The sequence below is a fragment of the Clostridium sp. AWRP genome (assembly GCF_004006395.2).
Taxonomy (GTDB): Bacteria; Bacillota; Clostridia; order Clostridiales; family Clostridiaceae; genus Clostridium_B.
Genome location: NZ_CP029758.2, coordinates 1,160,608 through 1,179,868, shown reverse-complemented (window position 1 = coordinate 1,179,868; position 19,261 = coordinate 1,160,608). Strand labels below are relative to the sequence as shown.

At 33.4% G+C, this 19,261-nt stretch carries 28 protein-coding genes; all 28 read right to left on the bottom strand.

The features are described 5' to 3' along the window. Positions 1-48 precede the first annotated feature (48 nt). Positions 49-1,233: a phage major capsid protein gene (locus tag DMR38_RS05385; RefSeq protein ID WP_127720337.1), complete on the bottom strand. Its 1,185-nt coding sequence runs from the start codon at positions 1,231-1,233 to the stop codon at positions 49-51. A gap of 26 nt (positions 1,234-1,259) precedes the next feature. Continuing rightward, positions 1,260-2,318 (bottom strand): hypothetical protein, encoded by a 1,059-nt coding sequence (locus DMR38_RS05380; RefSeq protein ID WP_127720336.1) that lies wholly within the window; start codon positions 2,316-2,318, stop codon positions 1,260-1,262. Between the two features lie 207 nt (positions 2,319-2,525). Continuing rightward, entirely contained in the window at positions 2,526-2,741 is a 216-nt protein-coding gene (locus DMR38_RS05375; protein ID WP_127720335.1) for a hypothetical protein, read from the bottom strand. A 175-nt stretch (positions 2,742-2,916) separates the two neighbouring features. Then, positions 2,917-5,031, bottom strand: a complete 2,115-nt coding sequence (locus DMR38_RS05370) for a hypothetical protein (protein ID WP_127720334.1) — start codon at positions 5,029-5,031, stop codon at positions 2,917-2,919. A gap of 3 nt (positions 5,032-5,034) precedes the next feature. Further along, positions 5,035-5,226, bottom strand: coding sequence for a hypothetical protein (locus DMR38_RS05365; RefSeq protein ID WP_175412926.1), 192 nt, complete (start codon positions 5,224-5,226; stop codon positions 5,035-5,037). Positions 5,227-5,246: 20 nt separating this feature from the next. Next, entirely contained in the window at positions 5,247-5,615 is a 369-nt protein-coding gene (locus DMR38_RS05360) for a hypothetical protein (protein WP_127720332.1), read from the bottom strand. Continuing rightward, on the bottom strand, positions 5,615-7,423 hold the full coding sequence (locus DMR38_RS05355) for a hypothetical protein (protein WP_127720331.1): 1,809 nt from the start codon (positions 7,421-7,423) through the stop codon (positions 5,615-5,617). The genes DMR38_RS05360 and DMR38_RS05355 overlap by 1 nt, the downstream gene beginning before the upstream one ends. Before the next feature lie 45 nt (positions 7,424-7,468). Then, positions 7,469-7,678, bottom strand: coding sequence for a head fiber protein (locus DMR38_RS05350; protein ID WP_127720330.1), 210 nt, complete (start codon positions 7,676-7,678; stop codon positions 7,469-7,471). A gap of 42 nt (positions 7,679-7,720) precedes the next feature. Then, the gene (locus tag DMR38_RS05345; RefSeq protein WP_127720329.1) at positions 7,721-8,194 is read right to left on the bottom strand and encodes a transposase; all 474 of its coding nucleotides are present in this window, start codon (positions 8,192-8,194) and stop codon (positions 7,721-7,723) included. 64 nt (positions 8,195-8,258) lie between these two features. Then, positions 8,259-9,350, bottom strand: a complete 1,092-nt coding sequence (locus tag DMR38_RS05340; protein WP_127720328.1) for an Ig-like domain-containing protein — start codon at positions 9,348-9,350, stop codon at positions 8,259-8,261. 217 nt (positions 9,351-9,567) lie between these two features. Further along, entirely contained in the window at positions 9,568-9,768 is a 201-nt protein-coding gene (locus tag DMR38_RS05335; protein ID WP_127720327.1) for a Com family DNA-binding transcriptional regulator, read from the bottom strand. Positions 9,769-10,426: 658 nt separating this feature from the next. Next, positions 10,427-10,822 carry a type II toxin-antitoxin system HicB family antitoxin gene (locus DMR38_RS05330; protein WP_127720326.1) on the bottom strand — a complete coding sequence of 132 codons (396 nt, stop codon included), beginning with the start codon at positions 10,820-10,822 and terminating at the stop codon, positions 10,427-10,429. Between the two features lie 57 nt (positions 10,823-10,879). Next, positions 10,880-11,062, bottom strand: a complete 183-nt coding sequence (locus tag DMR38_RS05325; protein ID WP_127720325.1) for a type II toxin-antitoxin system HicA family toxin — start codon at positions 11,060-11,062, stop codon at positions 10,880-10,882. An 82-nt stretch (positions 11,063-11,144) separates the two neighbouring features. Beyond that, positions 11,145-11,672, bottom strand: coding sequence for a hypothetical protein (locus DMR38_RS05320; RefSeq protein ID WP_127720324.1), 528 nt, complete (start codon positions 11,670-11,672; stop codon positions 11,145-11,147). A gap of 225 nt (positions 11,673-11,897) precedes the next feature. Next, a complete protein-coding gene (locus DMR38_RS05315) occupies positions 11,898-12,080 on the bottom strand; it encodes a hypothetical protein (RefSeq protein WP_127720323.1) in 183 nt (60 codons plus the stop codon). A gap of 72 nt (positions 12,081-12,152) precedes the next feature. Then, positions 12,153-12,320: a hypothetical protein gene (locus DMR38_RS21715; RefSeq protein WP_175412879.1), complete on the bottom strand. Its 168-nt coding sequence runs from the start codon at positions 12,318-12,320 to the stop codon at positions 12,153-12,155. 28 nt (positions 12,321-12,348) lie between these two features. After that, positions 12,349-12,774, bottom strand: a complete 426-nt coding sequence (locus DMR38_RS05310; protein ID WP_127720322.1) for a hypothetical protein — start codon at positions 12,772-12,774, stop codon at positions 12,349-12,351. Positions 12,775-12,777: 3 nt separating this feature from the next. Next, positions 12,778-13,083 (bottom strand): hypothetical protein, encoded by a 306-nt coding sequence (locus DMR38_RS05305; protein ID WP_127720321.1) that lies wholly within the window; start codon positions 13,081-13,083, stop codon positions 12,778-12,780. Next, positions 13,061-13,819, bottom strand: a complete 759-nt coding sequence (locus DMR38_RS05300) for a hypothetical protein (protein ID WP_127720320.1) — start codon at positions 13,817-13,819, stop codon at positions 13,061-13,063. Before DMR38_RS05300 ends, DMR38_RS05305 begins: the two co-directional genes overlap by 23 nt. 44 nt (positions 13,820-13,863) lie before the next feature. Further along, the gene (locus tag DMR38_RS05295; RefSeq protein ID WP_127720319.1) at positions 13,864-14,235 is read right to left on the bottom strand and encodes a hypothetical protein; all 372 of its coding nucleotides are present in this window, start codon (positions 14,233-14,235) and stop codon (positions 13,864-13,866) included. Between the two features lie 154 nt (positions 14,236-14,389). Then, a complete protein-coding gene (locus tag DMR38_RS05290; protein WP_243124455.1) occupies positions 14,390-14,821 on the bottom strand; it encodes a hypothetical protein in 432 nt (143 codons plus the stop codon). 75 nt (positions 14,822-14,896) lie between these two features. Further along, positions 14,897-15,304 (bottom strand): hypothetical protein, encoded by a 408-nt coding sequence (locus DMR38_RS05285; protein ID WP_127720318.1) that lies wholly within the window; start codon positions 15,302-15,304, stop codon positions 14,897-14,899. 183 nt (positions 15,305-15,487) lie between these two features. Then, entirely contained in the window at positions 15,488-16,129 is a 642-nt protein-coding gene (locus tag DMR38_RS05280; RefSeq protein WP_127720317.1) for a putative metallopeptidase, read from the bottom strand. After that, on the bottom strand, positions 16,122-16,538 hold the full coding sequence (locus DMR38_RS05275) for a DUF1064 domain-containing protein (RefSeq protein ID WP_127720316.1): 417 nt from the start codon (positions 16,536-16,538) through the stop codon (positions 16,122-16,124). The genes DMR38_RS05280 and DMR38_RS05275 overlap by 8 nt, the downstream gene beginning before the upstream one ends. 99 nt (positions 16,539-16,637) lie before the next feature. Further along, complete coding sequence (locus DMR38_RS05270; RefSeq protein ID WP_243124454.1) at positions 16,638-17,147, bottom strand: helix-turn-helix domain-containing protein; 510 nt, start codon at positions 17,145-17,147, stop codon at positions 16,638-16,640. Between the two features lie 3 nt (positions 17,148-17,150). Continuing rightward, positions 17,151-17,573, bottom strand: a complete 423-nt coding sequence (locus DMR38_RS05265) for a hypothetical protein (RefSeq protein WP_127720315.1) — start codon at positions 17,571-17,573, stop codon at positions 17,151-17,153. A gap of 34 nt (positions 17,574-17,607) precedes the next feature. Further along, positions 17,608-18,465 (bottom strand): ATP-binding protein, encoded by an 858-nt coding sequence (locus DMR38_RS05260; protein WP_243124452.1) that lies wholly within the window; start codon positions 18,463-18,465, stop codon positions 17,608-17,610. Beyond that, positions 18,407-19,237 (bottom strand): hypothetical protein, encoded by an 831-nt coding sequence (locus tag DMR38_RS05255; protein WP_127720314.1) that lies wholly within the window; start codon positions 19,235-19,237, stop codon positions 18,407-18,409. The genes DMR38_RS05260 and DMR38_RS05255 overlap by 59 nt, the downstream gene beginning before the upstream one ends. Positions 19,238-19,261 lie beyond the last annotated feature (24 nt).

Here is a 19,261-nt window from a genome sequence, read left to right as displayed (position 1 = left end):
AATCACCTTTCTTAAATGCAAAAGGTAAGGCTTTAATCCTTACCTTTTTTATGATTCAGTTACTCCGCTTAATTCTGCTTGACCTCCAGGATGCTTACAAATCAACTCACAATATTTAACGAGTGTAGCTCCCCATAATGGAGTTCCAGCTACTTGTGTAAGTATTGCACCCATAGTACCTTGCAGCCAATCCCAATCTCCCATATTATACTGTGTAAACTTAGTTGTATCTAACAACTTTAATGTACCTGTAGGGGCAAATTTACTTGAAACTAAGGGCTGGTTATTATAGCTTAGAGCTGTAAAACCTCCAGATAAATTTAACGTATTAACGTTCCTCTTAGTGGATTCCATGTATGCCTGATATGCCCTTTTTACACCACTTGAACACAATAGGAAATTAACCTTTGAACCTGCAACTTCATCTAAATAATCAATTGCAGCCTGTATTTTAACATCCGAAATAGCACCAATACTAGATTGCATATAAGGAACCATCCAGTAGTTAGCTGACCTATCCACTCCATATAGCGCACCTGTATTTTTAAATATTTCTTTCAGTCCTATTATTTCCATATTATAAGATTGCTGAACAGTAATTATTTCTGTTCCTTCTAAAGTTACATTGCCACCATCTGTATCTAAGGTTATAGAAGGTGTAGCACCTCTATTTACATTTAGGATTCTTCTTCCTGCACCATTTGTTACAGGTGCATGAGTTGAAGCACTTAATATATCAATTGTTAGTCCCTCAATTAAATATTTATAACCATCTATCGGTATTGTTAACTGAGATGTAACTGCCCCTTTTGCTGTAGCTATAATTCCTACTCCATCACCGTATAACATCCTTGAAAGGTTGAACTTTGCTGTTTTCTTTAACCCTTCAATTTCTGATTCGAGTAAAGTTATAAAGGCACCTTCATTATTTGAAGTTGCCTTTATGGATTTATCTGAAATTGAAAGTGTGCCATAGAGATTCTTTAGAGTAGATACAAATTGCTGATATTGATTTCCATTGGACTTTGGTAATGGTCCAACTTCTGCACCTGCACCTATACCACCATTTACACCAAATGGTGCTGCAACCCTAACTTCCTTACCTGTCACACCCTCTGTTGAACTCTCTATCGCATTATATAATGGATCTGTTTCTATGTTTAACTGATTAGCTAATAATTCTCTATATACAATTTTTAATATTTGATCTGCACTTGCCATTGTTACTGCCATAATCCAATCACTCCTTATCTACGTGTTTAACTTTGTAACATTTTAATTGCCATTGCCCTGGCATCTTTCATATTTTGAGGTTTACCCTCTGGAACTACTACCGTTGAACCATTTGCCTGGCCATTAATGACGGTAGGCGCTTTCTCCCCTTGTTGTATACCTTGCAAATATTCTTGAATAATCTGATTTTTAATATCCTGGTTACTTAGAATATTTTGTTTTACAAAGTCTTGATTTTGAAGCATAGAACTAGGGTCTTGATAATTCTGTCCTTTAGCCATGTTATAGGCTATTTCTAAACCATTTGGTATTCTTGCTAAATCGGCTAGGTTTGGATTAGCATCTAGTACCTGTCCCATTTGTCCTTTCCAGTTATCAAAATCTGGTGTCTTTTGTGCAAAATCACCTACAGCTTGATTCCATGCTTGCTGTTGCTGTTGTGCTTGCATTTGCTGTTGTATAGGCTGAATTTGTGGCTCAACTATAGTTTTAAGCATTTCTTGAATAGTTCCTGTTGGATTTTCATAGAACTTATTCATAAATGCCTCATTTTGCTGCTCTGGCGTTAGTTGTGGTTGTGTCTGCTGTGGATTAACGATACCCTGCATTTGTTGTTTCATTTGTTCAACTGCCATTTCAGCTGCTTGAGCTGCTTGCTGTGCCTGTGCTAACTCTTGTCTGGTTTGAGTATTCATTTTCTCTAAGTTAGTATAAGAATTAGCTAATTCTTCAGGACTTTTAAATTTGCCTAAAATTAAAGCATCAGCATTATCGGGAGCCTGATTAGGTTGTTCCCCTGCTGGTGCTTGATTAGGTGTTTGTTCTCCTTGTGGATTACCTTCTGTTGACTGTGGTTGTCCCTGTGTTGGGGCCACTCCCTGAGAAGGATCTCCACCCTGGCTTTGTGCTAGGATTGCCATTGCTTGATCCCTTAAACTTTGTGGTGCTGGTTGCTGCTGTGTCTGCTGTTGGTTTTGCGGGCCTCCTTGTTGTTGGTCTTGCTGATTTTCAGGTAATGGCTTAGTATCTGCAAACAATTGCAGATCCATTGCAAAAGGTTTTTTAGTTTCTTGTAATTTTGCCATATATATTTCCTCCAATCACTCTATTAGACGTTATCCTTATTGGCTTTCGGGGCATCTAATAGGCTGTAGTTATTTTTATTAATTTATAAGCATACAAAAATAAGCCACATGATGGATATTAGCTCCAATACACGGCTTTTCTTGTTTTCATTATTATTTTTAGTAGTTGATAACCAATATAAAAATATTATTAATCTCAATTTACTTTCAGTTGAGCTTTTTATGTTTAATATGGTTCTTGAATGCATACAATATTGAAAGTTCTACAACTAAAATAGCAAGAATTGCTGCCAGTATAATCAATACTTGTTTCCATAATTCCAACGTTGTAAATGATAATGCATAAAAATAACATACTATTGAAACAGCAAAAATACTTAAATATAAAATATTGGGTCTTTTTATACTTTTATTTTTATTCATTTAATTTAACTCCTTCACCATAAATTACATTTATAGCTTACCTATAATATAAATAATACCATAAACAAATTATTATTGAGACAAATAATTATATATTTATGCAAACAAACGGAGACTACAATTTTCTTAACCTTTTGAACCGCTTTTACATTTTCCCATTTAAAATTCTTCCTTTCTATCCTCTTTGATTATTTATTGGATCTCTTGGACCTTTGGTATTACTATGAGTAATTTTAATATCATTACTTGATTGCTGTGGTTGTGCTTGCTGCTGCACTCCTATTTGTTGCATCATAGCTTGTTGCTGCTGCATCTGTATTGCATCTTGATGCATTTGTACATGTTGGTCAAAATAATCTGCCAAATCTGGTCTTTCTCTGCCTAAATCTTCATAATCAGAAGATAATCTAAACTTGTTATGTTCCTCTATATGAATAGCATGATCGTCAAAATCCCTGACATTAATCATCTGTCCGTTTTGAACATCTATATTTTCACGCATAGCCTTACTTATATGCATCTGATCTATGTCGTTACCATCTTCCCAATTTCCATAATTGAGCATTTCCATAATTTTAGCCCTTGTACTTCTGTCCATTCTTCCAGTGTCAGGATCATTGAACAATCCTAATTGTAATAGATTCATAACCTGCTGCTTTTTCTGTGCAGGAGTTTGTGCTAAATCATCATCTGTAAGTGGTACTACATCATCACTTGTTAGCTGATCTTTATTCCAATAATTGATGTATACTGAATTATCTTTGCCTACCAATCTAACCATACGTGGACCTGCACTATATTGTTTGTATAATCTTAGCCATTGCTTAGCTACCTCTAAAATTGCTTGCCTTATATTATCTGCTGTAAGTGATATTCTTGTATCATCCTGCTCTTTCAATACTTCAAGCGCTACACCTGAGCCAGCTCCGTTTGAAGCTTGACTTGATGAAGATAGTTCAGAAACTCCACTAATCTCTCTAAATTCACTCATTAGTTTTTCTTCTTCATCCAAAAAAGTATTAGGCAATCCTTCACTTTGAACAAAGGTAGGTGGTGCTGAACCTGGTTTTCTAGGTATTATTGTCCCTGGTGCAAGTCCGTCTTCTTCAAGACTTTCTTCATCTGCCAGAGTTCCATCCTCATAGGTCATTACTCCTATTGCTAATCTATTTAAATACTCATGTTTCCTGTTTTTAACTGCATTATAAGCACGCTGTATAGGCAAGCACCTCTCTGCAACAGATATTGAAAAGAAATTTCCAGCATCCTTCACGCACTGTTGACGTACAAAAGGTAATGCTATCTTACCATTTTCGCCTACCTTATAAGGGCAAGTACCATAATATAAAAGTTCGTCCCTCGTAGTTATTATTAGCCTACCATCTGGATATATCTTAGAAGGCAATTCGTAATACTCCATTACTATTTGTGAATCTGGTTTAGTTGTTATGGCTGCGGTAGGTACTGTAGCATTATATCCTAGTCCACCAACTCCTACCCTTGTAGTTCCTAAACTATATACATCTATGTCCGTTCCAGCTACTTTTACGTTCCATATTTCCTCTATTTCGTCCACTGTAAATGCTTTGGCATGAATTATACTTTTACATCTATCTATACCATCATTTAAGCAACTATCTGGAAATATTTCATAGGCTGGTACAACCAAACATTCAATATCACCTTCATATATAGGCTGCTTGTTTCCTTCTTCATCATCTATATACCCGATAAGTTGTCCACCCTGGCTATTCCACACATCTTTATAAAATGCACTTCCACATATCTCTGACCATGAATTAGCTTCACTAATTTTTTGTTCCATCTTCTGACTTTGATATGTGCTGTCCACTATAGCTTTGCATACCTTAGCGGTACTTATATCTTCATTATCCGAAGTCATTGGCCTTACCGTCATAGACGGCTTTAATCTGCCTAATTTGCTTAGCCTAGTTTCTACTATAGCTGCTATATGGTTATACACTTCTCTTTGCTGCCAAAAGTACAGCTTTTCCTGCTGGAATATCGTATTAGAAACTTCGTTTATATCGCAGTATTGGTTTCCTTGAATAAAGTTTTGAGTAAGCCTCCACCTAAGTTCATACGGCGTTCTTTCTTCCTGCCTCCTGTCGAATTCTTCTTTTACAAAGGATACAAGCTGTTCTTTGTATATGTAATCTTGAACGTCCCCAACAATAGGTTCTGAGTCTATTACATTTGGCTGCTTAGACTGCTTACTGTCGAAAAATCCATTTATAATAGTCTTAATATTCCCAAGTATTCCGGGCATAAGTTATTCACCCCCTTTGCTGTGCTCCATTTCTATCATCTTTTTCTTGATATGATTTTTAACCTTAGAAGGTTTAACACTCTCTTTAATTGTCTCTGTTTCTATACCTAATTTGTTGTATAATGTTTTAATTTCATCACAATGCAACTTTTGCAGGTACATAATATAAATTATAAGGAGAATGATAATTGCCATTAAAAATATATAAATAATCATTAGCTTTTATCCTCTATTAGCTTTACTAGATCGTCTTTAGAAGTCCCAAAAGGCACTGTAATACCTTTACTACTTGCAATTTCTTTTAATTCATTAAATTTCATTTCACTATAATCTTTGGTTGGTGTGTGTTTTTGGTCATCAAGATTAATTTCTTCACTTTCAAAGTGCTCGTTTAATTCTGGCCTATTTAAAATCATATCTAATGGAGCTGCATTAATGATGTTCTGGAGACATTCATCACACATAATTACTCTTTGGCCCATATTTTCTCCAGGTTTTCCTATTACCATAGTACCTATATTACTACAACCGTAAGTATCACAAATTGTATTATACTGATTCTTTGTTATCTCTATTTGCGCCATTATAAAGTCCCCTTTCTTATTCTTTTTAGTGATTTTACACGTCTTTCAAAATCCTTTTCCATCAATGTTTGTTCTTTTTTAGGCAGTTTAATTTTTGTAATCATCTGATCCCTTATTTTATGTGCTATAGCAAGAGACATAACACAATCATCATGTTCTCCTTCTGCTGCCTGTGCCTTACCATCTATCTTCTGAAATACTATTAATTCTGATAAGGTTTCAACATCATTTATAAGATGTGTTTCCTCTCTTACAACCTCTACTAAATCCCCTATAATAACAGGCCTTGTGGCTTTATTAGTATTAAATCCATATCTTTTTTCTAACTTACCACTTAATTGGTCCATAGTTTCTCGCATATATTGGTTTGGGTAATTAAGCCTTTCAAGTTCCTTTACTGGATGTAGGTCAAAATTCATTTCTACGCCTATTAAAGCATTGTTATAATACTTGCCTAGACAATATAACTGCTTTGCAAATATATCGGTATCTGCTCTTCCACGCCATTTAGCAACTTGTTTACCCGTAGTGTTATCTAAAACTTGGCCAACACAATAATCCTCACCACCTTCTGCAGTATCTGCTCCCAAAACATAAGGATAACCCTGCTTAGGATGTTCATAGATTATAAGTTCGCCATTTACATTCTCATTAATCTTAATACTGCTATCTACAATCATCTGGTTTACATATTTGTAAGATATGCTGTAACGTTTAGGGGGATTTACCTTGCATTCCTGGATCAAATAATCTCTTCTTTTAAGCACTTTTTCTACATCAAAGACAGGTATTCCACTCGATAAGAAAGCCTCTAAAGGTGTACATGGATATTCCTGATCTAACAGTTCTTTTAGGTCTTTTTGCTTGGCTGAATACCAGTATAATTGTTTCCAATCCAGCTTTTTATCTTGCAGTAACCATTTAAGCTTATGTTCAAACTTTGTAGAAGGATTTAAAACTCTATTCTTAAAGGTTTCCTCTGCCTCTTTAGTTTCAAAAGTTAGTCTATATTCGCTTGTCTTCCACCACTCGAAAAATAAGGGCTCCCAATTGTTTTCTTTCTGTTCACCTTCTGACCATAAAGTACGGTATTCATTAAATCCATTGGCCGTACTCTCTAGTATTTGAATACTATCTTTAGTTAGTGCCTGGCCTAAACCTCCCATAATAGACTGAATACTATCGAAAAAAGCAGCTTCAGAAGCATGGAAAAAATTTATGGTCTTTGAACGTCCTATCTGCTTATTTCCTGCTGTAGCTATCCTCCATTTGCTGTTAAGTTGAGAAAAGTGAAGCTCCTGTCTGGTATTATATTTCTCCTGTGGCTGCAATAACGGAGGCAATAAGGAGTAAGGGAATTTTGCCTTATCCTCGAATATAGTTGCAGTGTTGTCTGCTGAATCTGCTACTGTCATACCTGTAAAGTTCCGGTTGGTAATAGTCTTACTAAGCTGATACGCTGTTATGAATGTAGTAAAACCTTGCTGTCTCCCTTTAAGAACTAAGAATTTAAGATGATGTCTCTTACCCTGTTTATAATCTTCTATAGCTTCATTGAGCTTCTCACTTAGCTTCTGCTGTACATCATTTAGGAAAAACGGTACCGTCTGTAATTCCTTATTAACTACAGAAAAGCACATTTCAATTAAGCGTTCTGGATGGTCCTTAATTTCCTGCCTGATTCCTTCACATGACGGACTACATAACTTGTCTGCTACTGCCCAGGTATACTCTCTATCAAGTTCACTGTCTTTATTTGCCTCCCACAGCTCCTTACGCTTTTGGATTATTTCTTGGCAACTTAGCATGGCATCACCATCCTATAAAATAAAAAAAACACCCTTTTAAGGTGTCTATGAACTAGCCATTAATCCTGCTGCCTTTAGTTTTGCTAACAATGCGTTAAAATCTTCTACCAATCCTGTTACATCTACTGCAGCACTATTTGCTTGTGTTACTGCCACTCTCTTACCTATATTTTGTATCTCTGTACCTAGCTTTACGTCCCTACAAGTTGGAGACATTCCATTTAATTTATCTCTTTGTGCATCTGAAATTGCCATATAATTATCACTCCTTTATATATCTATTTATCAATTTACAAATTAAAAGAAATCTTCAAGCTTTTTAACGCCTATACTGCCAGAGTGCTCTATATCCTGCTTATCTTTCCATTCTTTAGGTTTTCTGTTTTTCAGCCAGAATATTTGAGCTGTAGTATCAGGAGTCGCAACTTTTTTAACCGTTTTTGTAACTACCATTTCATAAGTAGGAAAGCCGTGAATATCTGTAAGCACTTTACCTTTTTCATCTTTTCTTACCATTCTTTCTTTAGTAACTTCCTCATATTCATAGCCTAGCGCCCTTTTTAATAATGCATTTTCAACTTCAAAGTCAACTACTTCCTTTCCCTTTTTTAAGGCCTCAAAAAACTCAATATGCTGTTTCTTATATGTGTAGAATGTTTGGATACTTATACCCAAATTATGAGCTATTTGTTCATCGGTGAGTCCATCTCTGGCCCAGCCTTCAACTAATACCAGTTTATCTTTTACAGTATTCCATTTTGACTTTGCCATGAACTCACCACCTTCCTATTTCACTATATATAAAAAAGAAGCCCATTTAAAGGCTTCTTAGTTATCATTGTTTTGTATATTCATCCACTTCAAAGGATGATATTTTATCAAATACAACATATTCAGTTTTCTTACTGAAAGGTTGCAAATTATCTGTCTTATCAAACGCATAATATGGGCTTCCATTACTACCTGCAGACCTGTTATTATACCAACTAATAAAATCATTTACTTTACTCATGCTTACTGTATATGATTTTATATTACCATTAGTCATAGTTAAATTTAAAATAGCATTGCCAGTATTATCTGTTGGATTAGTTGGTGTTGTACCTTGTGGTGTTACAGTAACAACACATGAGGCACTCAGATTACTACCATCAGTTGTTGTTGCTGTTATTGTAGCTGTTCCTTCTTTCACTGCTGTAACTTTACCTGTTTGATCTACTGTTGCTATTGATTCGTCACTTGACTTCCAAGCTACATTTTTGTTTGTTGCATTGTCTGGAGTTATTGTTGCTGTTAAAGTATCTGTTTTTCCTACTTGTAAACTATCTGTAGTTTTATCCATCGTTATGCTCGTTGAAGATGATAATTTTTGCATCATTTCAAGTTCACCAATTGAAGGCCTATCGGTACTTCCTGCTCCTATATAGCTAATATTTATTCTATACATTTTATATGCAATATCATTGTTAAAAGTAAACTCTTTTTTTTCACATACTTTCCAATCTGATATACCTGTTCTATTATCCAACGTTGTCCATTTTTGACCATCATTACTACCTTCAAACGTCCAATTAATAGGTGATTGAGTAAATGCATAATTATTATTTCTTGAAGTAATGGTATATTTATTAATAATTGTTGGGCTAGTAAATTCATACCCTAAATATCCGCTACCTAGCGTGGCTGATGCCCAAATTGAGCACTCATCTTTATCTGATTTATCAAACGCTAAATACTCATAGTAACTAGATCCATCTTCATATCCATTAGAAAAACACCTTCCCTCTGGAACAGTGTTGCTTGTCATTTTAGGTATTAAATTACCCGTATATTGATCTGCAGCAAAAACATTATTACTAAGGCATCCTATCATAATGGCAAAAGCCATTACAAATACAATCCCTAATTGTTTATAAATTTTTTTCATATGTATGTCCCCCTATTAAAATAATTTTTAACAATTTGTAAACTCCTCTAAAAACTATTTTAAACCCTGAATCACAGTCATATCAACGAAAATCGTAATACAAATTCTCTTACAATAATACATATAATAGAATTTATGTAAATTATAGATAAATAAAATTTAATTTGTTTTAACATAAAAATATTTTATTTACACGTATTGTATCTATTAACTTATATTACTTCTGTCTTAAAGCACCTCTAACCCTCTTGTAACTCCTACTCCCCATCATTTTTTCAAACTCATTATGACTTATATCTCTTTCTTTTATAGAATATTTATTTATATTCCTACACCTAGGGCATTTTATCTCTATGCTTGCGTTACCCTCTGCTTCCATAAGTAACTTACCACAACTTTTGCACCTTATCTTACTCATTCAACTCAACTCCTTATAAATAAAAAAAGGAGCCGCACATAGAATTCTATTTCTACATACGGCTCTCTGGGGGCTCAATTATTATAATTACCTAATATTTATTACAACGTAAAATAGGCACCCTAAATGACGGATACCTATTTTACATTAGAATGCTTTAAAGGAAATCAATTAATATACTATCTTGTGATGGTTGCATTTAAATTTTACGTGCCCTGCAACCGCAGACACAGACAGGATATTATTTTACTTTTGTGCCCTAGATATGAATAAACTATTATCACTAAAGCAATTCTTTACGTTGTTTTAAGTATATAAAGGGTTTGTTACAATTTCATGTCATATAAGTAAATTAATTCTGAATATTTTAAACATTTTATAAACTTCATAAAAATAAGCACTAGTTTAAACCAGCACTTATTTTTCGTTTATACAATATAGTATATAAATTTTTGTCTACGGTTTCCCGTATTGGTGGCCAGCTAGATTTTAAGTGCTGCAATAGCCAGTAACACTTTTATTAAAAGATTTAACCTTATTCAAGCAGTTATCATGTAATCCCTACTGCTCATTAATACTATTATATAACACTTTATAAAAATTGTAACAAATGCTTAACAAACATATCACAAGCAGTTAACAAGCCCAAATTTCTATTTTAGATATTTAGTTTCTCTTTTAGTGCTTCCTGCAGTACCTGAGAAAAATTAATTTTGCTCTTTTCAGCCTGATACTTTAACCACTTAGGCATAGTTACAGTAGTATTAACTGTTTTATTATCCATTTTAGCGCGTATTAGTAACATATCAGCTTCTATAGGCACAACAAAACTCCCTGTTTTAGCTTCTATTTTTTCAGGCGGTGTTGATTCTGGAATTTCTTCATTTTCGTCTTCCATATTCCACAAAAATAATTCTAATGCATCCTTAGCCATTTTAAGAGCTTCATTTAAATCGTCACCTTCGGTTATACATCCTTTCAAATCTGGAAATGAAACAGTGTATCCGCCATCATCATATGATTCAAACAATGCAGGATACATATATTTGTCCATAAACACATCTCCTTCGTTCCAACATATTTTATATAATCTTAAAGTGGTGCAGGATACTTATTTAATCCCTGCATCCTTAAGTATTTTGTTCAATGTTCCAGGTCTTAAATCCTTATTGTGATAAGGTACTTGAATTTTGCCCTTTTTAGTTGGGTGAATAAAATGCTTATGCGAACCTTCTTGATTTTTTAATATCCATCCATCTTCTTCTAAGAGCTTAATTAATTCTCTGGGCTTCATCATCCATCCCCCTTACAGTTTTATTATAACAAGTGTCATAACACGTGTCAATAATTTTAGTAAAAAAGAGCACAGACTTTTTCTATACTCTAATGCCCCCAACCCAATCTTCCCAATTTGCTATATTCTCAATTAACTTCTTTTTCCTTTCTGTAGCTGCCTGCTGGCTTATACCAAACTTAATTCCTAGCTGCCAATCCTTTTTTCCATACTTGTATTTTTCTTTTAAAAACTCCTGATCTTCAACTCTTAAGTCTTTTATATTAGCTTCAATAAATGTATTATCTGATTCAATATTTCTAAGAGTTTCTTCTATATCAACCACCTGTTCTTTTTTCCAAGATTGCTCCTTTAACAACTTATCCGTTATACGCAGTAAGGTCCTCTCAGCATAACTTTCACCAGTAGAACTTGTTTGAACCCTTTCATCATAACCAATAGCTCTTGATTCTTCAGGGAGGTTTACATCAACATTTCTTAACTTGTACTCTATTTCAGATATTTGCTTTTCCAAAATCTCTAACCTTTTATTTAAAACACTCAATCTTTTATCCTTGTTGAAATAATTAAAAAGTCTCTGTTCCATATCTTTAAATGTTTTATTGTGCATTAAATATATTCCTCCCTTTAGAATTTTATTTATTCTCTATTCCTAGCTTTAAATACACGTACACCCACAGCTATTATTCCTACAAATGCCGCCATGGATGCAATGTATAAACCTGCAAATTCCATTAATACTTTCACAGCACCACTCCTTAACCTCTTAACCTATTTATTGTATAAATAATCCATTTATGTCTATAATATTAGATACTTTAATATTAGTTCCTCTCTAATTATTTTTTTGCCAGGGAATTATCTCCCTGGTTTTTAATTTTTCTTTAATTCTTTTCTCAATATCAACTTTCTCAACCTGCAACTTAGCTACTTTCTTAAAATCTCTTTCTATTTCCGCATCCTGAATATCTCTATTTAACTGTACTAATTTTTGTCTGTAAAACTCAGTTAGTATCATATTTGAACCTCCCTTTGATACATAAAAATACCGTATTACTTATTTAGCGTATTATCTATATATATAGATAATTTAATTTTCATCTTCTTTTGGTGCCCAGTTAGTATATACATAAATAGTATCTTCACCATCTGGAGCTAATACATACTTACCACAATTAGTACATGGATAATCTCTTTTGTACGGTGTATATTTGCATCCATGGCATGTATAGTGTCCTCCATAGCATGTACATTTCAAATTTTCTCACCCTCTTTTGCATTACGACTTAACTCCATTCAACTGTGCCTCCATTTTCTGCACAATCTTTAAAAATATTTTTTAAATCTGAAAACATTGCACAATCTGGTCTTCCTGCATATCCGTAACAGATATTATCATCATAGTCCTTTATTCTCTCATAAATTTGCTTTGCTTGTTCTTGGTCAATAGCACCTTCGCAATCAGATTGATAGCAAAAATTTGCAATTTCAACAGTTATTATATTTGCTTTAACTAATTCATTTGTTTTTGCATCATATTCTTTAAAAAATGATTCTCTCGCAGCTCCTTGAAGAAACATTGTATTGTTTAACTTTGCATAGTGTCTTCCAAATTCTGAATTAGAAAGACTTGCCACTTTACTTCTAAAATTATTAAAACCTCCAAATCCCATATCTGCATTAAAATTTTTAGATTCTATTGTTACACCCATTCTCTATTCCTCCTCCATATCTTCTTCAAGCTCAATTTCACACTCTGCACAAAGTCCATCATATAAATCACTTTCTTTTTCTAATGAGCCACATCTTCTGCAGCGTTCCATTGATTCATACTCAAAATCATCATTGCTATATTCTTCTGCTAGTTCTGCCTGTTCTTTTTTTAAATCATTCCATATATCTTCCCTAAGTCCTTTATTCTCAGTAACAATTGCACAAGAACAAGCGTGTTCACAGCATTCATTCCAGTAACCACATCCATGCTCTGATTCTATTTCATTAAATCTTTCTTGACTTATCATTTTTCACCTTCTCCAACTCTATAACCCATACCCAAGGATTAGCATCCCAACACTTAGGCCATTTATAACCACAACTATTCCATAAATATTTAAAAGCTTCTTTTGCAGTAGTAGGCATTTGTTGCCACCAAGTACCTGCTTTTTTATGCTTATTGCAATACTCCATCCACCAATCATCAGAAACAGCATATTTATAAACTTTTTCATCTTTTGTATAGCTCTTTATTCCTTCTGCTTTTGCTTCATCTTCTGTAATATCCTGTAACCTTTGTGCTTTCACGTCCGTAACTTTTAAAAATAATCGAGCTACTTTCTTTGGCATATGAATTGAAGGTCTCCATTTTGGCTCTGGAACGCAGTCACCAACTTTAGATTTATCATAATCAGCTTCATAAGCATTTCTATTTTCAAAACTATTGTCAAAATAATCTGGGCAAAATGTTTCTCTTACATAAAGAATATCTCCGACTTTATAAGGTGCATAGGCTATTATGTCTTTGTCATGTGCTATATCTTCTATTGGACCATCAAACCAAAAATCTTCACTCTCATTACCATATCTATCAACATTCGTAAGTGTATATCTTTTATATTTTTTGCCATTTTTTAAAGTTGCTTCACAATCTTTAATTGAAAGATTTTTCATAATTCTTCTAGTGCTTGTCTTTCTGCCTTGTAAAATTGCTTGGACCATTTGAGTATTAAACAATACAGGTCTTTCCGTTGTCAAATTCATGTGTTTTTCTCCTTTCCATTGCTTCAAGATTTTTGTTCCCTAATTTATAAAGATTTCATATAACTTATAGCAACTGCATAAGCATCTCCAAGAGCAGCTTCTTCTGGTATGCGTCTGCTATATTTTTCATAAAACGCTCTATCTATAAAATACATATTAGTAAAAAATTCATCCCAGTTTCCACAAAGCATTTTTCCGACTAGGCCGTTTTCACCACAAAACTCATTTTTATATATATCAGTATATTTTGTGTCTAAAACATACCATATCTTGTGTAACATACGCCTTTGGTAATAAGTGATGTATATTTTTTGTATAAGCATACTAAGTTCTAAATTATTTTTCATGATAACTCTTAGATCTGCTTTCATTTCTTTCCGGCATTTTCTATACTTTTTTCTAAAATGTCTTCGCATATCTTCACCTCCTGGAGGCATAATTTATTTGTTTTACGAACGTAAAAACGCCGTAAAATTTTTTAAATAATACAGCGTTTCAATAAATTATTAACTTTTTAATTGTTACATGAAATAAGAAAATTGTGACATAAGCAAAAGCAATCAATAAAAATTACATCTCATTTTTTAATTCAATTGTTTGTATCTTTCCATCAAGATTTATGGTAACTTTTATTACTTCGTCTTTATCCTCTGTTATTCCATCTGTACTACTTGTCATAGTATACGTTTTTTTCTTTGGAGAGTTTTGACCTATACTTCCACCTCCAGTACTACTTTTATACGATATTTCCAGATGCTTTACTGAAGATAACTCGGATATATTTTTCTTATAGGTTACTGTTAATATGCCATTAGAATTACCTTCATAATGTAGCTTGTCATCTCTCTTAGTAAATATGCCTGTGGAATTCACCTTATATTGGGCAGTCCAAAATTGATTTTCTCCCTTATAAATGTAGTTGTGTTTAATTACGTCTTTATTTGAACAACCTGTAACCACAAACAACATTATAGTAATTAAAATTATGGCTATTTTTCTCACACTATAACCCCCGCTCTTTTTTATAATTAATGAACAGTATAAGAATAGTATAAATTAAATCAGATAAATATGAAGTCATTTAAAGTGCTTATTTATATATACTGCTATTATCACAAATATAACAGAAATTGAACTCATTATAAATGAGAATGTAGGAATGTATGTTTTAAAGAATGTTGTAAATCCGTAAAAAGGTGCAAAGTATATAATGTAAAATGGGACAAGAATAAAACTTGAAACTTTTATAGATAGAATAGATACAATCATTGATATTATCCAATATGTCAACATAAATTTAGAAAACATTATATCTTTCTTTATATAAGTGTATGCACTTAAGATAATCCATATCAATAGAAAAAAAACTGATACAGTTAGATTCGTTGGTGTTGAAAAATTTCCCATAAAGAAGTTTGCAAAATTAAGTATAATTGCAATTATATTTGTCATGATAACTGTAAGAATAATGATTTTGTTCTTCATAATATCTTTATCCCCCTAATAAACAAATTATTTCGTCCTTATTTACTATTTTGTATTAACTGACATTAATTATATGATACACCGCAATATTCAATTTTCAAAGAACAATTTTATTTCATTCAATTCGCAAAAATTTCATTTTGCGCATTAATTCAAACGTATTTCACCATTTACTTTCGTAATTTACTCTCCTTCTGCCCTTCTATGGTCAAACATACTAATCTGCTTATCTGCTTTTTTAAGCATCTTAAAATCATCCTCGTTAAACCCATCAAGTATATTAGGTATTGGACTCATTGTGGTCTCCCATCCATACCCTAATGTTCCGATTACTTCTTTCCACCCTACTACATCCGGAGTATTAAGTTTATTTCCATCTATCTGTCTTAAGCAACTGTAAATCAAAGCAATTACCTGCTCTTCAGAAATTCTTTCCATCCAAAACTCTCTGCTCTCGATTATAAATTCATAACCTGTAATCAGGGTTAACTGTTTTGGTGCTTTCCGGATCCACATTACTTCATCACTTCGTTTTACTTCATCACCAACATAATCTGTATCCTCAACAAATAAGATTTTATTTACATTCACATTTGTAAACTCAGGAACCTTTTCTTTAAATTTGTCTTTTATCTTCTGAGCTAAAGGGGTATAAAATTCATTCTTTATCCAACGCTTAAGATCATACTTACCATTATTCAATTTTCTTATCTTTTGTATTTGGCCGTTTCCAGTAGCTTGAACATACTGCAGATTATATCCGATACAATCTATTTCCTTTACTGGTGCATTGGTCTTATCATCAATAATTTTTATTCTAGGCATTTTTCTTAATCTCCCTTCTCTTTTTCTTGAGTTCCTTAAAATCAATCCATCCACTTTCACTATATTTCAAACTTCTTGAAATCCACCTAAAATCCATATCAGGATGAAGATGTTTAAGCATCTTGAATTTAAGCTCCCCCTGTGGTGTACTGTCTCCTTTAACATCAACATATATCTCAGTACCATCTATGTTATATATTAAAAAATCTAATGTATATGTTGCCGGCCTTTCTTTTTCACCCTTATATATAAAAGCTGGTATCAAAGTAAACTTAGGCTGCAACTCAAAATTCTCTATTACCCCTTTTGCCTTAAGTTTTTTCAAATATTCATAATATCTGGCTTCATCTTTTGAATCAAATCTTATCCCATCTACAGTTATTTTTTTGGCATTATATTTACTTTTCATGATTTTCACCTACTTTGCTAGTATTCTAAAACTCACATACACTATGCTTTAATTAATTTAATTTCAAAGAATATATTTATACTGCTTGTATACTTATCTTTAAAATTTGCCATGTTTCTGGCTGAAATTTATAACTTCCATCATATTAGCTAATCTATCAATTTTCTTTTTTATCCATTCTTTTACTTTCTTATTGTCATAAATATGTGTAAGCTGCTCTATCATTATGAGAACGTCAGCAATCTCTTCCTCCACATTATGCTTTTCACCCCTCACGTCTTTGCTTAAAGCCTGAATTAATTCAGCACATTCTTCTTGAGCTAACTGCTTTCTGGATTCTTCTCCATAGCACCGTACTGCTTGTATACATACTTCCTTAAATCTATCATCTTGATTTTTTCCCGACATACGTATTTGATCTCCAATTAAATCATTTACATATACTCCAAGAGCTTCGGCTAGTTTATTTAAGGTTTCAAGGTTTGGTTCTCGTCTATTATTTTCATAATTCTGAATCGTTACAGACGTGACTCCAACTTTACTTGCTAGATTTTTTTGTGTAAGACCAATCTTATTTCTATACATTTTAATATTTTCGCCTACATTCACCTTCTATACCTCCAAAACTTGTACATCTCCTATACAGAAATCAATATATTTAAAACTCTCTCTATGATTCTTACTTTGTACTACCACAAGCCACTCTGTTTTATAAGCAACAGTACCTTTCACGGTCCTGTATTTGTTACAGCTGACATTCGTATACGTCCCATACACGTATCTTACTTTTAACTTTATCTTCTGGCCTATTTTGAATAAGTTGGCCATTTTCTTAACAGCTTCGATAGGACAATACTGGCTTCTTACCTCTGCTGAAGATTTACGAGATTTCACCAAATCCATTTCAGATCCAATCATGTTTACAAGGGTTGGGCTGCAGCCTAACTTAGCTGCAATATCTTTCTGTCTCATGGTACCCCAATTAGCTTTTACAAAATCATTTCTTGCTTTTGTCCTTTCAAACAGCACCGACATTACTATCACCCCCATTACATTATTTTGAATAAATTTAACTATTTAATATTTCTTTTAATATTTCAGTCTTTTTCAATCCTTTTTCTATCCGTATGCTTGGACTTGTATTCTCAACAGGAGAACACATCTCATGAATTAATCTGTCTGCAGTCCTCCCCTTACCCAGGTCACAATCCTTGTCATATCTTTTTTTTAGCTGATTCATTGATAAATTTGATGTAACTATAAGGGGCTTTTTATTTCTGTATCTTGAATCCAGTATTTGATACATGGTAGCTCTGGACCAGTCTGTATTATTTTCTACGCCCATATCATCAATGATTACTAAATCCGCATTCTCCAAGCAATTTAATATGCTCTGAACTCCTTCATCACCATATTTACCAAAACTGCTCTTAATCCTTTCAATCAGTCCAATAGCAGATACACACACCACCGGTATAAAATTTTTAATAAGGGCATTGGCAATACAACCGGATAAGAATGTTTTTCCGTTACCTGGATTGCCGTAAATTAACAATCCTAAGTTTTCCTTCAAGACCTTTTCTTTAAAAGACTTCACGTATTTCACTCCTAGTTCATACATTCTTTCATTTCCTAGAGCACGATCCCAATTCTGGAACGTAAAACTTTTAAATTCTTTCGTCATTAAGCTATTATTAAACATCCGTTCAAGCCTGATCTGCTTCTCTTTAGCTTCAGATATTTTTTTACTTTCTTCAAGTTCCTTTCTTTTACATTTGCACATTCTTGGCACCACATAGCTTCTCTCAAGCATCCTAACTATTTTTCCTGTAGATTCTCCGCAAATAGGGCAATTTTCTAGTTTAGATCTAGAAGTGTAGGCCAATTCCGGACTCATCAATTTCTTTTTCTGTAAACTTACTTGCATCTTTTATCTCCTTTCTGTGTTCTTTGCCCTTTATCCTGGCATCTAGTTTTTTTATTATAGGCACACAATATTTAAAGCTATTGATTTTATCAGAGTCGGTATCTGGTTTAAAATCATTAAACGCTTTATCTATGCCTCTCAAGATTACTGTGAGGGTCGGTACCTCATTACAAACCTTTTGAGCAGCTTCTACTTCACGTGCCTTTAATTGCAAATCTGACTTTCCTGATTTTTTACAGAAATATTCCAGTGCTGTCACCCATGACTCTTTTTCTTTATTAACGATAATAATATTATCTATGTCTTTGTCTATTAATGTGGCACGACCTCCGGAAGTACCTCCGGCACAACCTGCGGAAGTACCTGCGGAACTCATTTCCGTGGAAATCTTTTCCTCGGAATCTATTTCCGTAGGTCTTTCCGGGGAATCAGTAACATCCGAGGACGGTACCCGTTTTGCTACTGAATTTTTATTAAAATAATTTATACCTGTTTCAAAAGATATAAGAGTGTATATAGGAGCTTTCCCTCCAACCCTGCTTTTAAAATCAATTCTTCCTTTTTGCTTTAGTTCATTTCTTGCATTTCTTACTCCTCTACCTGATAAGCCTGTTTTAATACTTAACACCGATTCAGCTACCGTAAATGTTTCTACCCATGCAGCCTTGTTGTTTATGTGCATCAATGCGTACCATAAAGCAACTGCTGATGTCGATAGGTCATTTAGTTCGAGCCAATCATAGAAAGCATTAATTTCACTTATATATCTCATGCCAGCACCTCTCTGGTGTGTTAA